Below are 15260 nucleotides of genomic sequence, written 5' to 3' on the forward strand. Positions count from 1 at the left end.
ACACCCGGTCCCATTCCGAACCCGGTAGTTAAGCCCTTCTGCGCCGATGGTACTGCACTGGTTACGGTGTGGGAGAGTAGGTCGCCGCCGAACTTTACTTCCCTGAAGGGGCTTGTGATCGCGGGGCACAATTACAGTGCATCGCTCACAGGCCCCTTTCAGCGTGTCCAAGTAAGTAGGAGGATTTGGTGTCCAGGTTCGGGGATCGTCCCGGCGACCGTCAGCGTGGCCAGGGAGACCGACCGCGCCATTCCGACAGTGGCCGTACGTCAGGCGATCGAAAGTTCAGCAGCAACTCCCAGCGTGGTGAAGGCTCCGGCGACCGCAGCAACAGCGGCGACCGTCGAGACAACCGCGCCGGCTCAGGCGACCGCGGCGGTTACCGCGGTCAGGGTTCCAGCGACCGTGGTGGCTACCGCAAGGACGACTCCGGTGATCGCGGTGGCTACCGCGGCGACCGTTCGAGCGACCGCGGCGCCTCTCGCGGCCAGGGGTCGAGCGACCGCGGCGGCTACCGCAGCGATCGGCCGGCCTACCGCAAGGACGACTCGGGCGACCGTGGCGGCTACCGGGGCCAGGGCTCCAGCGACCGCGGTGGCTACCGCAAGGACGACTCCGGTGACCGTGGCGGTTACCGCGGCGACCGTCCCGGCTTCCGCAAGGACGACTCGGGCGAGCGCGGCGGCTTCCGCAAGGACGACCGCTCCGGTGATCGCGGCGGATTCCGCGGCGAGCGTTCCGGCGACCGTCCCGGCTTCCGCAAGAGCGACTCGGGTGACCGTCCCGGTTACCGCAAGAGCGAGTCCGGCGACCGTGGTGGCTACCGCAAGGACGATCGCGGTGGTGACCGTGGTGGGTACCGCGGGCAGGGTTCCAGCGACCGCGGTGGGTTCCGGCGCGATGACGAGCGTGGCGGCGAGCGCGGTGGATACCGCGGCCAGGGCTCGGGCGACCGTCCCGGCTACCGCAAGAGCGAGTCGAGCGACCGCGGTGGGTACCGCGGTGACCGTTCGAACGACCGCGGCGGCTTCCGCCGGGACGACGAGCGCGGTGGGCACCGGGGCCAGGGTTCCGGTGACCGCGGCGGGTACCGCAAGAACGACTCCGGCGACCGGGGCGGCTACCGGAAGAACGACTCGGGTGACCGGGGCGGTTTCCGGCGCGACGACGACCGCGGTGGCTACCGCAAGGACGAGGCCGCGCGGGACGACGTCCGGTCCGACGAGCGTTCGGCCAGTGACGACAAGCGCGACGAGCGCAGCCGTGAGCGGGCCGCGCGGTTCCAGGAGCGCATCGCCGAGCAGGACGCCGCCGCCAAGGACGCCGTCGAGGACGGTGCCGAGGCCGAGGTGACCGAGCAGGGCGAGCGCGCCGGCTACCGGCTCGGGGACGGCGCCGCCGCCACCCGCGCCGCCGGCCGTGAGGCCGCCAAGGCCGACACCGCCGCCGAGGACGCGGGCGACGACGAGACCGAGGACGACGAGACCGAGAAGGTCGCCGACGTCGAGGCCGCCACCCAGGACGACGAGGGCGACGACGACGCTGACGAGAGCGGCGAGGCCGAAGAGGTTCGCGACGAGGCGCCCGCGCCCCGTGGCGGACGGCCCGAGCTGCCCGAGGAAGCCGACCTGTCGCTGCTCGACCCCGAGATCAAGCTCGAGCTGCGCAGCCTCCCCAAGGGCCTCGCGGAGCTCGTCGGCAAGCACCTGGCCGCGGCCGGGCTGCTGATCGACGAGGAGCCCGAGCTCGCCCTGGAGCACGCCCGGTACGCGCGCAGCAAGGCGGCGCGGGTCGGTGTCGTGCGCGAGGCCGCCGGACTGACGGCGTACTTCGCGGACGAGTGGTCCGAGGCGCTCAGCGAGCTGCGGGCCGCCCGCCGGATGATGCCCGGACCGGGCCACCTGGCGATCATGGCCGACTGCGAGCGGGCCCTCGGCCGGCCGGAGCGGGCCATCGACCTCGCCAAGGACCCGGCGGCCAAGGAGCTCAGCCAGGAGGACGAGATCGAGCTGCGGATCGTCGCGGCCGGTGCTCGCCGGGACATGGGTCAGCTGGACGCGGCCGTGGTCGCGTTGCAGGGGCCGGACCTCGACCCGGGGCAGCGCACGCCCTACTCCGCGCGGCTCTTCTACGCTTACGCCGACAACCTGGCCGCGGCCGGGCGTACCGAGGAAGCCGTCAAGTGGTTCCTCAACGCCGCCGAGGCTGACGACGAAGGGGAGACGGACGCCGCCGAGCGCGCGTTCGAGCTGACCCAGGAGGAGACGCCGGAACAGTGAGCGAGACGTTGGTCGACAGGTACGACGCGTTGCTGATCGATCTCGACGGCACCGTCTACCGCGGAAACGAGGCCGTGCCGGGAGCCGCCGAAGCGATTGCGGCGGCCAGGAGCAAGGGCGTCGGCATCCGCTACGTCACCAACAACGCCTCCCGCTCACCACAGGCGGTCGCGGATCACCTCGTCGAGCTCGGGTTCGAGACGAACGTCGACGAGGTGAGCACCTCCTCCCAGGCGGGCGCGGCCATGCTGGCCGACCGCCTGCCGAAGCGCTCCACCGTGCTCGTGCTCGGCACCAAGGCCCTCCAGGCCGAGGTGCTGAAGCGCGGGCTCGTCCCGACCGACACCGCCGAGGGCGCGGTGGCGGTCCTGCAGGGCCTCTCGATGGACCTCGGCTGGCGCGAGCTGGCCGAGGCCACCGTGGCCATCCGGGGCGGCGCGCTGTGGGTGGCGTGCAACGTCGACGCCACCCTGCCCACCGAACGCGGCCTCCTCCCCGGCAACGGCAGCCTCGTCGCCGCCCTGAGGGCCGCGACCGACCAGGAACCGCTGGTCGCCGGCAAGCCCGCCACGCCACTGCTCCAGCAGGCGGCCAAGGACCTCGGCGCGCACCGCCCGCTCGTCATCGGCGACCGCCTCGACACCGACGTCCTGGGCGCCGTCAACGCCGGCATGGACTCACTGCTCGTGCTCACGGGTGTATCGACCGAACAAGAGGCGCAAGCGCTTCCGGATGAGCAAAAGCCCACGTATGTCGGCGCGGACCTGTCGGTACTGCATCGGCTACCGTAAGACCGTGAGCTACCCCCTGCCCGGACCGCCGCCGAACCCGGCCGACGCCATCGAAGGCGCGCTGGAGCGGCTCGACGGGCTTGAGAACGTTCCCCTGGAAGAGCACGTGGGCCGGTTCGACGCGGTGCACGCGACGCTCACCGACGCACTGTCGAGCATCGACAAGGTGTGATGCACAGTGCCTCGCAGGGTGCGGCTCGACGCCGAACTCGTGCGCAGGGGGCTCGCCAGGTCCCGTGAGCACGCCAGCCAACTCGTCGCGGACGGGCGCGTGAAGGTGCGCGGCACCGTCGCGACCAAGCCCGCGACCGCCGTGGAGACCTCCGACGCGGTCGTCGTCAAGGACATCGCCAACGACCCCAACTGGGCGTCGCGGGGAGCGCACAAGCTCATCGGCGCGCTCGACGGGTTCCACATCGACCCGACCGGAAAGCGCTGTCTCGACGCGGGAGCATCCACTGGCGGTTTCACCGACGTGCTGCTGCGCAAGGGCGCACGGCAGGTCGTCGCGGCCGACGTCGGCAGGGGTCTGCTCGACTGGAAGCTGCAGACCGACGACCGGGTCGTGGTGAAGGACAAGACCAACGTCCGCACCCTCACGCCCGAGGACATCGGCGGCAATGTTGAACTCGTGGTGGCCGATCTTTCGTTTATCTCGTTGAGGCTTGTGCTTCCCGCACTGGCCGCGTGCCTCGACGAGGAAGGCGATCTGCTGCCGATGGTCAAGCCGCAGTTCGAGGTCGGCAAGGAACGCCTCGGCTCCGGTGGCGTCGTGCGCGAGCCCGAGCTCCGCGTCGACGCCGTGCTCGACGTGACCAGGGCGGCAGCCGAACTCGGCCTGGCCGTGCACGGGGTCGTCGCGAGCCCGCTGCCCGGCCCGTCCGGCAACGTCGAATACTTCCTCTGGCTCCGCAAGGGAGAACCGGTCCCCGCGGACGAGATGGTGCGCACCGCCGTCGAAGAAGGGCCCCAATGAGGGAAGTCCTGCTGGTCGTCCACACCGGTCACCAGAGCAACATCGATCTCGCCCGTCAGGTCGCCGGCCGCCTCGCGGTCGGAGGCGTCACGACGAGGGTGCTCGACGACGAGGCACGAGACCTCGGCCCGTCGTGCTGCACCAAGGTCGTGCCCGCCGACGACCACGCCGCCGAGGGCACCGAGCTCGTGCTGGTGCTGGGCGGTGACGGCACGCTGCTGCGCGGCGCCGAACTGGCCCGTCCCGCGCGCGTGCCGGTGCTCGGCGTGAACCTCGGCCGCGTCGGGTTCCTCGCCGAGGCCGACTCGGACGCGTTGCACGAGGCCGTCGGGCACGTGCTGGAACGCGACTACTTCGTGGAAGAGCGCATGACGCTCGACCTGATCGCCAAGGTCGGCGGCGAGGTCGTCGTGAAGACCTGGGCGCTCAACGAGATCAGCGTCGAGAAGCTGATCCGCGAACGCATCCTCGAGGTCGTCGTCGAGGTCGACGGACGGCCGGTGTCGGCGTTCGGCTGCGACGGCGTGCTGTGCGCGACGCCCACGGGCTCCACCGCCTACGCGTTCTCCGCGGGCGGACCGGTCGTGTGGCCGGACGTGCAGGCGATCCTGGTCGTGCCGAGCAACGCGCACGCGTTGTTCGCCAGACCGCTGGTCGTCTCGCCGAAGTCGCACGTGGCGTTCGAGATCGAGGCGACCGGGCACCCGGCGGCGCTGTCCGCGGACGGGCGGCGCACGTTCGAGCTGCCCGCGGGCGCGCGGATCGAGATCGTGGAGGGCGCGATACCGCTGAAGGTCGTGCGGCTGCGCCAGGCACCGTTCACGGACCGGCTGGTCGAGAAGTTCGACCTGCCGGTGAAGGGCTGGCGGGGACCATCGGCAGGCTGATCGCGCCGCTCGGTGCGTCGGCACTCGCTCGTTATGGTGCCCGCGAGGAAATGTCGGAGTCGACAAGTAAGGTTCGCCCTGTGCTGGCCGAGATGCGCATCAATGGCCTTGGCGTGATCGACGAGGCCACCCTTGAACTGGATCCCGGATTCACCGTCGTCACCGGTGAGACGGGTGCGGGCAAGACCATGGTCGTGACCGGGTTGCACCTGCTGGGCGGTGGCCGAGCAGAGGCTTCGCGGGTGCGTACCGGGGCCGACAAAGCGGTGGTCGAAGGCCGCTTCCAGGCTCCGGCGGGCAGCCCTGCCGCGAAGGTGGCGGAGGAGGTCGGCGGCGAGGCCGACGAGGACGGGTCGCTGATCGCGATCCGCACCGTGGGTTCCGACGGCCGCTCGCGCGCGCACGTCGGTGGCCGTTCCGTGCCGGTCGGAGTCCTGTCCGAACTGGCCGAGCAGCTCATCGCCGTGCACGGGCAGAACGACCAGCTGCGGCTCATGCGGCCGACCGAGCAACGCGGTGTGCTCGACAGGTTCGCGAGCGACGACGTGGGCGAGCCGCTGCGCGCGTACCAGTCGGTCCGCGAGGAGTGGCTGCGCGTCTCGACCGAGCTGCGCGAACGCACCGAACGCTCCCGCGAGCTCGCTCGCGAGGCCGACCTGCTGCGGCACGGGCTGACCGAGATCGACGCGGTCGACCCCAAGCCCGGCGAAGAGGCCGAACTGCACGACGAGGCGCGTCGCCTCGCCGACGCCGACCAGCTCCGCGAAGCCGCCCAGGGCGCGCAGTTCGCGGTGTCCGGCTCGCTCGAGGGCGACCCGGACAACCCCGGCGCGCTCGGGTTGATCTCCGAGGCCGCCCGCCGGCTGTCGGCGTCCGAGGACCCGAAGCTGCGCGAGATGGAACCCCGTCTCGTCGAGGCCGCCACGCTGCTCGCCGACGTCGGTGCCGAGATCTCCGGCTACCTCGACCACCTGGAGGCCGACCCCGGCCGCCTGGAGGCCGTGCTGCAACGGCAGGCCGAGCTGAAGGCGCTGACCCGCAAGTACGCGGCGGACGTCGACGGCGTGATCGCCTGGGCCGCCGACGCCCGCGCCCGGCTCGACGGGCTCGACACGTCGGAGGAGGCGCTGACCGCGCTGGCCACCCGGCGCGACGAGCTGGCCGTCGAACTGGCCGGCCTGGCCGAACGGGTCACCGCCGCGCGCACCGAGGCCGCGCTGGAGCTCGGCAAGGCCGTCAGCGAGGAGCTCGATGGGCTCGCCATGCCGCACGCCACGGTCGAGCTGGCCGTCCGGCCCCGGCACGCCGAGGCCGGTGACGCGCAGGCGTTGACCGTCGGCCGCTCGATCCTGCACGCGGGCTCGTCCGGCGTGGACGACGTGGAGCTGCGGCTGATCTCGCACCCCGGCGCGCCCGCGCTGCCGGTGCACAAGGGCGCGTCCGGCGGTGAGCTCTCGCGCGTCATGCTCGCGCTCGAGGTCGTGCTGTCGCACTCCGACCCGGTGCCCACGCTGGTGTTCGACGAGGTCGACGCCGGTGTCGGTGGCCGAGCGGCGGTCGAGGTCGGGCGCAGGCTCGCCCGGCTGGCCCGCTCGCACCAGGTCATCGTCGTGACGCACCTGCCGCAGGTCGCCGCGTTCGCCGACCGGCACCTCGTCGTGGACAAGTCCGCGGACGGCACGTTCACGCGGTCCGCCGTGCGCAAGCTCGACGAGACGCAACGGGTCGTCGAGCTGGCCCGCATGCTCGCCGGCATGGACTCGACCGACACCGGTCGCGCGCACGCCGAGGAGCTGCTGGCCGCGGCCAAGGCCGACAAGTCGTCGGCGCCGGTCGTGCGCAGGCGCAAGAAGAAGGGCTGACAGCGCTCACGTTCGGCATGATGGGCAGGGTGACCGGATCTGTGACGACGCGCCGCGTGTTCGGGGCGGTGCTGGTGTGCGTCGCGGCCGGGCTCGCGGTGGTGGCCACGTTCCTGAACGCCTACTCGGTGCAGTTCGTGGTCAACCGCCGCACGCTGCGCTTCGAGGCGACGACGTGGGCCGTGGAACGCGACGACTTCCGCGAGTTCCTGCTGCTCAAACCCCTGGAGTACGGGGAACCGGTGGTGGGGGCCGCGGTCGTGATGCTGGTGTCCGCCGTGCTCGCGTTCCGGGTGCCCGCGATGCGCGTCGGCACGCTGCTCGGCGCCGGTCTGCTGGTCGGGGCCGCCTGGTCCGCCGTCGTGCGGGTGCAGGGCCTGATCGAGGAGCTCGGCTCGCTCGACTCGCCCGTGCCCATCGAGGTCGAGCAGGGCGACGGCGTCACGATGCTGATCATCGCCGCGGGCCTCGCCGCCGTCGCGGCCGTGCTGCACCAGGAACTGCCGCGTCCCGAACCCCGGCCGGACACCGGTGACGGCGCGGTCATCCACCAGGCCGACGACGCGGACGACACGGACACCCCGCCGTACGGGTATCCGGTGATTGTGGAGCCGAAGAGTGATTGATCGACGCAAGCTCGCCCCGGTGCTGCTCGGGCTGGCGGCCCTGCTGGCTGCGGTCAGCTCGCTCCAGCCGACCTACAGCATGGTCTACAAGGGTTTCGGGCCGCTCGATCTCAAGATCGTCACCTCGTTGTGGACGACCAACTCGGAGCCGCCGGACGGTCCTCCCGACCAGCCCGCCCTCTTCGCCGCCGGGTGGCCGGTCGTCTGGTCGCTGGTGATCATCGTGGTCGCCGTCGTACTGCTGGTGCGCGACCGGACCGCGTTCGCCGGACGGCCGCTCGCCGCCGGCGGTGCCGGGTTCCTCGCCGGTGTCGTGTTCCTCTACGTCACCGAGCTGCGGTCGATGGAGCGGATCATCCGGTCCCAGGTCCCGCCCCAGACCGACGCGCGGGAGAGCCAGGAGCTCGTCTACCACTCCGCGCTGTACCTGCTGGTCGTGGCAGCGGTCATCGCGGTCGTCGGTGCGGCACTCGCGCAGCGACGGCACCCCGAACCCGCGGAGACCGAAGAAGAAGACGACGAGAACGAGGACGGAGTGGTCGTGCACCAGCTCGGCAACGACGACGACACACCGCCGTTCGGGCTCGCCATCCCGCACGACGAACCCCAGCAGGAGACCCGGTGATCGGCAGACCCACGGCGATCGCGCTGATCGCGGCCGGAGTGGTGCTCACCGCGACGGCGCTCGTGCTGCCCTGGTACTCCACGGGGTACGCCGGGGGCGTCGAGGTCGTCGTCCGCGCGTGGGGCACCGAGATCCTCAACAAGCCCGGAGACTGGCCCGCGGGTGAGCTGTCGCCCTGGTACGGCGTCCCCGTCGCGGTCACGCTCGCGTTGCTCGTCGCGGGCGTCTGGGTCACCCGCGCGGCACTGGCCGGCGCGGCCGGACAGCTCGGCGCGGCCGGGATCATCGGCGCACTGGTGGTGTCCGAACGCGGCCACGCGCTCGAGCAGCAGGCCGACTTCGCGGTCGGGTTCGGACTGGTGTTCCTCGCCGTCGGAACGCTGGTCGCGCTCGCCGGAGCCGTTGCGCTGCAACGGGAGGCGGCATGAGGAAGATCGTCGGAACCGCGTTGTTCGTGCTCGCCGCGGCCGCCGCCGTCGGCGCCACGCTGCTGCCGTTCTCGGAGCTGCTGATCAGGCTCGCGCCCGGCCAGCCGCAGACCTCGTACGTCACCACGGGGTGGAGCACGCAGTTCGGTGGCACGAAGGACGAGCACGGCCCGTTGTTCGCCGTCCCGGTCGTGCTCGCGGCCGCCGCGGTGCTCGCGGGCATCAGGTGGCGAAAAGTCGCTTATGCCGGAGCGGCGGCCCTCGCGGGCGTCACCGGAATGTTGTTCGTGTATTTGCTGAACGCGATCAGCTTTCACAAGGAAGGCAACATCGCCATCGACCCGGCGCTGGAAGCCGGGTTCGGCAACGGCATTTGGGTCCTCATCGCCGCGGTGGTTCTGGCGTTTGGTGCCGTAGTAGTTCACCCCGACGACTGAGCCGCCTGGAATTGCCCGGCGTGCCTCACCTGTCGCGTGGGCACCGTGAGTCACTATCGGCCCATGAAGCTTTCCGGGCTGCTGAGCCGCACCAACCACGAACTTCCCGGTGTCACGGGCGTCGCGCGGGTTGATCGGCGCGCGAGCGACCTGGTCCGGCGCGTCAGTGCCGGTGACATCGCGGTGATGGACCTCGTCGACCTCGACCGGCGCACCGTGGAAGCGCTCGTCACGGCCGAGGTCGTCGGCGTCGTGAACGCCTCGCCGTCCATTTCGGGGCGTTTTCCCAACCTCGGCCCGGAACTGCTGATCGAGGCCGGCATTCCGCTGATCGACAACGTCGGCGCGGTCGCGCTGCGGGAGATCAAGGAAGGCACGAAGATCCGGCTGCACGAAGGTGTCGTGTACGCCGGGGAACGCGAGCTCGCCAAGGGGATCGAGCAGAACGCCGAAAGCATCGCCGACGCGATGATCGAGGCGAAGGCCGGCATGTCGGCTCAGCTGGAGGCGTTCTCCGCCAACACCATCGAGTTCCTGCGCCGCGAACGCGCGCTCGTGCTCGACGGCGTCGGCGTGCCCGAGGTGTACGTGCCGATGCGCGACCGGCAGGTGCTCGTCGTCGCGGGCGGCCCGTCGCACGCCGAGGAGCTCCGCAAGCTGCGCAAGTACATCCGCGAGTACCGGCCGGTGCTGATCGGTGTCGACACCGGCGCGGACACCCTGCACGACGCCGGGCTCAAGCCGGACATCATCGTCGGCGACCCCGACGGCATCGGCACCGCGTCGTTGCGCGCGGCCGCCGAGGTGGTCGTGCCCGCGCAGACCGACGGCCACGCGCCGGGCCTGCAGCGGATCCAGGACCTCGGCATCGGCGCGGTGACGTTCCCCGCGTCCGGCAACGCGGAGGACCTCGCGTTGCTGCTCGCCGAAGCACACGGCGCGTCCCTGGTCGTCACGGTGGGCCTCCGCGCGACGCTGCGCGAGTTCCTCGACCGGGGCCACTCCGGTTCCAACCCCTCCACGTTCCTCACCAGGCTCAAGCTCGGCAGCAAGCTCGTCGACGGGGAGGCCGTCGCGACCCTGCACCGCAGCCGGGTCTCGCTGGGCGTGATCGTCCTGCTGGTGACCGCAGCGGTCGTCGCCATGGTGGCGGCACTCGCGGTGTCCGGCGTCGGTCACGTCTACGTCGACATCGTGGTCGACGGCTGGCAATCCGTCGTCAACTGGTTCAAGGGGTTCTTCTCGTGATCACGCTGCGCTACCACATAGTCTCGATCACCGCCGTGTTCCTCGCGCTGGCGGTCGGCGTCGTGCTGGGGTCGACCGCGATCAGCGGACGGTTGCTGTCCGGGCTGAGCGACGAGAAGAACTCGTTGGCACAGCAGGTGAACGACCTGCAGAACGACCGCAACGCGTTGAACGCCAAGCTGACCGAGGCGGACAAGTTCGCCTCGTCCGTCGGCCCGCTCGCGGTCAAGGACCGGCTCACCGACCGCACGGTCGTCATCGTCACCACGGCCGATGCGCGCCCGTCCGACCGTGACGCGCTCACGAGCCTGCTGAAGTCCGCGGGCGCCACCGTCACCGGCGAGATCCAGCTGACCGACGCGGTCACCGACCCGTCTCGCGGGGACCAGCTGCGCGACCTCGTGGCCCGGTTGCAGCCCGCCGGGTCGCAGCTGCCCACAGCCGCCGACCCCGGCACCCGCGCGGGTGGCCTGTTCGGCACGTTGCTGCTGCTCAACTCCTCGACCAACCAGCCGCAGGCCACGGCCGACGAGATGGCGTCCGCGCTGTCCGGCCTGACCAACGCGGGGTTCGTCAAGGCGACCTCGGGCGTGAAGCCGGCGCAGCTCGCGATCGTGCTGACCGGTGGTGCCGCGATCGGTGACTCCGCCGCGGACCGCGCGTCGACCGTCGCCCGGTTCGCGACCCAGCTCGACCGGACCGGCGCGGGCGTGGTGCTGGCCGGGGCCAACGGGTCCGCGAACGGCACGGGCGCGATCGGCGTGGTCCGCGCGGACACCGCCGCCACCTCGATCCTGTCCACGGTCGACAACTCCGACACCCCGGCGGGCCAGGTCGTCGTGGTGATGGCGTTGCGCGAACAGCTGGAGGGCCGCTCCGGCCGTTACGGCGTGGCGGGCAACGCGGAGGCGTCCTCGCCCGGCACGGCGGGCTAGTGCTCGGTCGTCCACTCGCCGGGCAGCGTCCGTTGGAGCTGCTCCAATGCGTGCGGGGTGCGGGCGCGGGCCCACAGCCACTCGCCCTCGTCCTCGCGGACGACCAGGTCGTCGGAGACGAACCAGCGGGTGCCGGGACTGTGCAGCGGTAGCAGGGCGAAACCGGCTTCGAGCAGGGAGATGTCCGACTCGGACATCTCCCTGTCGGCTGTCTGGGCCCCGTCGCGGAACAGCGACTCGGACAGCACCAGCTCCACGCACGCCAGGGAGAAGCGGGGCAGCCAGGAGTCCCAGTGCTCCTCCGCCTTGTGCACGAGGTCGAGCTTGACCACCACGCGCGGGTCGTCGGCGTCGAGCGCGACACCCCACGACGCGACCGACTGGTTCTCGTCGCGGAACACCAGCACGTCGCCGTCGAGGCGCAGCTCGGCCGGGGTGAGCAGCCAGTCCTGGTTGCTCGTCAGGTCGGGGCGCTTGCCGAACAACGCGTAGGCGTCGCGCACGGCGTCGGGCAGCCGCACGCCGAGACGGTCCTCGGCGGCGTTCAGGTCGGCGTGGTTCCAGCCGTCGCTCGCCTCGATCGGCTCGGCCCACTCGGCCGCGAATCCCTCGACGAAACGCCACGCCGCCGAGCGGTCGTGCAGTGCCAGTGCCGCGTTCCCCACCACGTCGAAGGTCACGTGACAACTTTTCCTGATGCCGGGCCGTGCCGTGGGAGGTTCGGCAAAACCCCTCGCTGCGCCGATCGGGTGATGTGATCTGCCGGGTCGTGGTGCGCTGAGTGACGGACGGCGTGTTAGCGTTATGGCCCGTGGATAGGGGGATTTCGGCCCCCACGATTTTCACGGGAGCCCCGTTGGTGCAGCAGGCACGTACGACCAAGCACGTCTTCGTCACGGGAGGCGTCGCGTCTTCCCTGGGCAAGGGGCTCACGGCCTCCAGCCTCGGTCAGTTGCTCACCTCGCGCGGCCTGCGGGTGACGATGCAGAAGCTCGACCCGTACCTCAACGTGGACCCCGGCACGATGAACCCGTTCCAGCACGGCGAGGTCTTCGTGACCGACGACGGCGCGGAGACGGACCTCGACATCGGCCACTACGAGCGGTTCCTCGCGCGAGACCTGAGCGGCGAAGCCAACGTGACCACCGGCCAGGTGTACTCCGAGGTGATCGCCAAGGAACGGCGCGGTGAGTACCTGGGCGACACGGTCCAGGTGATCCCGCACATCACCGACGAGATCAAGCGCCGCATCCGGATGATGGCGGAGCCGGACGCCGACGGCGTGACGCCGGACGTCGTCATCACCGAGGTCGGCGGCACGGTCGGTGACATCGAGTCGCTGCCGTTCCTCGAGGCGGCCCGCCAGGTCCGCCACGACGTCGGCCGCGACAACGTCTTCTTCCTGCACGTCAGCCTGATTCCGTACCTGGCGCCGTCGGGTGAGCTGAAGACCAAGCCGACGCAGCACTCCGTCGCCGCGTTGCGCAACATCGGCATCCAGCCGGACGCGATCGTGTGCCGCGCGGACCGGGAGATCCCGGACGCGCTCAAGCGCAAGATCGGCCTGATGTGCGACGTCGACACCGACGCCGTCGTCGCCGCGGTGGACGCGCCGTCGATCTACGACATCCCGAAGGTGCTGCACTCCGAGGGCCTCGACGCCTACGTCGTGCGCCGCCTCGGGCTGCCGTTCCGCGACGTCGACTGGACGGTGTGGGGCGACCTGCTGGAGCGGGTGCACAACCCGTCCGAGACGGTGAAGATCGCGCTGGTCGGCAAGTACGTCGACCTGCCGGACGCCTACCTGTCGGTGACCGAGGCGCTGCGTGCGGGCGGGTTCGCGCACCACGCCAAGGTCGAGATCAAGTGGGTGCCGTCGGACGAGTGCCAGACGCCGGAAGGCGCCGCACGGGCGTTGTCCGGCATGGACGCGGTGCTGGTCCCCGGCGGGTTCGGGGTGCGCGGCATCGAGGGCAAGCTCGGTGCGTTGAAGTACACCCGCACGCGCGGTGTGCCGACGCTGGGCCTGTGCCTCGGCCTGCAGTGCATGGTGATCGAGGCCGCGCGGAACCTCGCGGGCATCGAGGACGCCAACTCGGCGGAGTTCGAGGAGGGCGGCACGCCCGTCATCTCGACCATGGCCGACCAGCAGGACGTCGTCTCCGGTCAGCGCGACATGGGCGGCACGATGCGCCTGGGCGCGTACGTCGCGAAGCTCACGCCCGGTTCGGTGGTCGCTTCGGCGTACGGCTCGACCGAGGTGTCCGAGCGGCACCGGCACCGCTACGAGGTCAACAACGCGTACCGGGGCAAGCTCGCCGACGCCGGCCTGGTGTTCTCCGGCACGTCGCCGGACGGGCGCCTGGTCGAGTTCGTGGAGCTGCCGTCCGACGTGCACCCGTTCTACGCGGGCACGCAGGCGCACCCGGAGCTGAAGTCGCGTCCGACGAAGCCGCACCCGTTGTTCGCGGCGTTCGTGAAGGCCGCGATCGACTACCGGGTGGCCGACCGCCTCCCTTTGACCGCGGGCGCGTCCAAGTGAGGCACGACTTCCGGACGGTCTCCAGCGCGGACGTGCACGTCGGTCGGGTTGTCGCGTTGCGCGTCGACGACGTGGAGATGCCCGGTGGTGGCACGGCCAAGCGCGAGGTCGTCGAGCACATGGGCGCCGTGGCGGTCGTGGCCGTCGACTCCGACGGTCAGGTCGTGCTGATCCACCAGTACCGGCACCCGTTGGGCCGCCACCTGTGGGAGCTGCCGGCCGGGCTGCTCGACCACGACGGCGAGGAGCCGGTCATCGGTGCCCGTCGGGAGCTGGCGGAGGAGGTCGGGCTCGACGCCGCGCGCTGGGACGTGCTGGTCGACTCCGCCGCGTCGCCGGGGTTCACCGACGAGGTCGTGCGCGTCTACCTGGCGCGGGAGCTGACCGAGGTGCCGCGCGAGGTGCAGGGCGAGGAGGAGGCGGACCTGGAGATCCACCGCTTCCCGATCGACGAGGCCGTGCGGATGGTGCTGGCGGGGGAGATCGTGAACTCCTCGGCCGTCGCCGGGCTGCTCGCGGCCCGTGAGGTGCTGGCGGGACGGGCCGAGCCGCGTCCGGCCGACGCACCGTTCCGCGACCGGCCGACCCGGTTCGCCGCGCGCAAGAAGTAAGTTGGGTTCATGCAGACGCTGACGGGTTCCTTCACACGGATGAGGGGACCCCTCGGCGTGCTCGCGGCCGGTGCGGCCGGGGCTGCGTTGCTGATGTTCGTGGACCCGAACCAGCCGGGGAACCTGCTCCCCAAGTGCCCGTTCAACTGGCTGACGGGCCTGAACTGCCCCGCGTGTGGCGTCACGCGCATGCTGCACGCGTTGCTGCACGGCGATGTCGTCAGCGCGTTCCACTTCAACGCCGTGATGCTCGCGTTCGGTGTGCCGCTGGTCTTGTGGCTGTTCGCGCGCTGGAGCCGTGCCAAGTGGACGGGAGAACGGCGACCCGTGCCTCGGGTGGTCGGTGTCGCCGTCATCGTCGTTGCGGTCGTGTGGGGCGTGGGACGCAATCTCGCCGGTGTTTAGGAGTCCCGGAGCCTGCGGCCTTCGGAGTCCTCGCCGCCGTTGACCAGGATGATGATCGCGTCGACCAGTGACCAGATGCCGCAGCCGCCGCAGGTCAGCAGCTGGGCGACGGCGATGCCGGTGTGGCCGGTGTAGAAGCGGCCGATGCCCAGGTTGCCCAGGAACAGCTGCAACAGGCCCGCGACGATCTTCGACTTGTCCGACAGCGGGATGCCCGTGTACGGGTCGATGCCGTACGGCGCGCCGGGGGCCGGGTAGCCCATGGGCGGCGGCGGGGGCACCGCGTACTGCTGCTGCGGGCCCGTCGGCGGCGGGTAGTACGCCTGCGTGGGCGGAGGCATGTAGCCGGGCGGCGGCGGCACGGCGGTGAACGGCACCGAGTTCGGCGCGAGGAACGGCGGGTGGGGCTGCGGCAGGTCGCGGAACAGCTCCGCGAGCTCGACGTAGGACTGCGCGCCGGACGCGCGGTTCACGCGTTCCTGGTACTCGCCGATGTCGAGCCGCGCCATCGCGAAGTGGTCGTTGAGGGCGGTGATCGCCTCTTCGCGCTGTTGGTTGCCGATGCGCTGCTGCTCTGGCCCGAATGCTTCTGACACAGCCCCGCACGT

17 protein-coding genes and 1 rRNA gene are annotated in these 15260 nt (G+C 71.1%); 16 read left to right on the forward strand and 2 right to left on the reverse strand.

Annotated elements, in window-relative coordinates; translation table 11 throughout:
• The 13 genes from rrf to ACFWNN_RS14760 form a co-directional block, all read left to right on the forward strand.
• Window positions 1-93, forward strand: a 5S ribosomal RNA gene (gene rrf, locus ACFWNN_RS14700); the annotation flags it as partial.
• Window positions 94-188: 95 nt separating this feature from the next.
• Entirely contained in the window at window positions 189-2279 is a 2091-nt protein-coding gene (locus ACFWNN_RS14705; RefSeq protein WP_382440409.1) for a hypothetical protein, read from the forward strand.
• The gene (locus ACFWNN_RS14710; RefSeq protein WP_382440410.1) at window positions 2276-3070 is read left to right on the forward strand and encodes an HAD-IIA family hydrolase; all 795 of its coding nucleotides are present in this window, start codon (window positions 2276-2278) and stop codon (window positions 3068-3070) included. Before ACFWNN_RS14705 ends, ACFWNN_RS14710 begins: the two co-directional genes overlap by 4 nt.
• 4 nt (window positions 3071-3074) lie before the next feature.
• Complete coding sequence (locus ACFWNN_RS14715) at window positions 3075-3242, forward strand: hypothetical protein (RefSeq protein ID WP_191300801.1); 168 nt, start codon at window positions 3075-3077, stop codon at window positions 3240-3242.
• 6 nt (window positions 3243-3248) lie between these two features.
• Window positions 3249-4046, forward strand: coding sequence for a TlyA family RNA methyltransferase (locus ACFWNN_RS14720; protein WP_382440411.1), 798 nt, complete (start codon window positions 3249-3251; stop codon window positions 4044-4046).
• Complete coding sequence (locus tag ACFWNN_RS14725; RefSeq protein WP_382440412.1) at window positions 4043-4933, forward strand: NAD kinase; 891 nt, start codon at window positions 4043-4045, stop codon at window positions 4931-4933. Before ACFWNN_RS14720 ends, ACFWNN_RS14725 begins: the two co-directional genes overlap by 4 nt.
• A gap of 80 nt (window positions 4934-5013) precedes the next feature.
• Window positions 5014-6795: a DNA repair protein RecN gene (gene recN / locus ACFWNN_RS14730; RefSeq protein WP_382440413.1), complete on the forward strand. Its 1782-nt coding sequence runs from the start codon at window positions 5014-5016 to the stop codon at window positions 6793-6795.
• A 29-nt stretch (window positions 6796-6824) separates the two neighbouring features.
• The gene (locus tag ACFWNN_RS14735; RefSeq protein ID WP_382440414.1) at window positions 6825-7421 is read left to right on the forward strand and encodes a hypothetical protein; all 597 of its coding nucleotides are present in this window, start codon (window positions 6825-6827) and stop codon (window positions 7419-7421) included.
• Complete coding sequence (locus ACFWNN_RS14740; protein WP_382440415.1) at window positions 7414-8046, forward strand: hypothetical protein; 633 nt, start codon at window positions 7414-7416, stop codon at window positions 8044-8046. Before ACFWNN_RS14735 ends, ACFWNN_RS14740 begins: the two co-directional genes overlap by 8 nt.
• Complete coding sequence (locus tag ACFWNN_RS14745; RefSeq protein ID WP_382440416.1) at window positions 8043-8474, forward strand: hypothetical protein; 432 nt, start codon at window positions 8043-8045, stop codon at window positions 8472-8474. Before ACFWNN_RS14740 ends, ACFWNN_RS14745 begins: the two co-directional genes overlap by 4 nt.
• On the forward strand, window positions 8471-8911 hold the full coding sequence (locus ACFWNN_RS14750; protein ID WP_382440417.1) for a hypothetical protein: 441 nt from the start codon (window positions 8471-8473) through the stop codon (window positions 8909-8911). Before ACFWNN_RS14745 ends, ACFWNN_RS14750 begins: the two co-directional genes overlap by 4 nt.
• Window positions 8912-8974: 63 nt before the next feature.
• Window positions 8975-10159: a putative cytokinetic ring protein SteA gene (gene steA / locus ACFWNN_RS14755; RefSeq protein WP_382440418.1), complete on the forward strand. Its 1185-nt coding sequence runs from the start codon at window positions 8975-8977 to the stop codon at window positions 10157-10159.
• Window positions 10156-11094 (forward strand): copper transporter, encoded by a 939-nt coding sequence (locus tag ACFWNN_RS14760; RefSeq protein WP_382440419.1) that lies wholly within the window; start codon window positions 10156-10158, stop codon window positions 11092-11094. The genes steA and ACFWNN_RS14760 overlap by 4 nt, the downstream gene beginning before the upstream one ends.
• Here the strand turns inward: ACFWNN_RS14760 and ACFWNN_RS14765 are convergent.
• The gene (locus ACFWNN_RS14765; protein ID WP_382440420.1) at window positions 11091-11774 is read right to left on the reverse strand and encodes a hypothetical protein; all 684 of its coding nucleotides are present in this window, start codon (window positions 11772-11774) and stop codon (window positions 11091-11093) included. The two genes, ACFWNN_RS14760 and ACFWNN_RS14765, sit on opposite strands and share 4 nt — an antisense overlap.
• Window positions 11775-11953: 179 nt before the next feature.
• Between ACFWNN_RS14765 and ACFWNN_RS14770 the strand changes: the two genes are divergently transcribed.
• Genes ACFWNN_RS14770 through ACFWNN_RS14780 form a run of 3 tightly spaced genes read left to right on the forward strand, consistent with a single transcriptional unit; the run spans window position 11954 to window position 14652 of the window.
• Complete coding sequence (locus tag ACFWNN_RS14770; protein ID WP_382440421.1) at window positions 11954-13636, forward strand: CTP synthase; 1683 nt, start codon at window positions 11954-11956, stop codon at window positions 13634-13636.
• On the forward strand, window positions 13633-14247 hold the full coding sequence (locus tag ACFWNN_RS14775; protein WP_382440422.1) for an NUDIX domain-containing protein: 615 nt from the start codon (window positions 13633-13635) through the stop codon (window positions 14245-14247). The genes ACFWNN_RS14770 and ACFWNN_RS14775 overlap by 4 nt, the downstream gene beginning before the upstream one ends.
• A gap of 39 nt (window positions 14248-14286) precedes the next feature.
• Window positions 14287-14652, forward strand: a complete 366-nt coding sequence (locus ACFWNN_RS14780) for a DUF2752 domain-containing protein (protein ID WP_382440423.1) — start codon at window positions 14287-14289, stop codon at window positions 14650-14652.
• On the opposite strand, the gene ACFWNN_RS14785 is transcribed toward ACFWNN_RS14780, so the two are convergent.
• Window positions 14649-15248: an NINE protein gene (locus ACFWNN_RS14785; protein WP_382440424.1), complete on the reverse strand. Its 600-nt coding sequence runs from the start codon at window positions 15246-15248 to the stop codon at window positions 14649-14651. The genes ACFWNN_RS14780 and ACFWNN_RS14785 overlap by 4 nt on opposite strands.
• Between the last annotated feature and the right edge of the window lie 12 nt (window positions 15249-15260).

The organism is Lentzea sp. NPDC058450 (assembly GCF_042721395.1).
Lineage (GTDB): Bacteria > Actinomycetota > Actinomycetes > Mycobacteriales > Pseudonocardiaceae > Lentzea.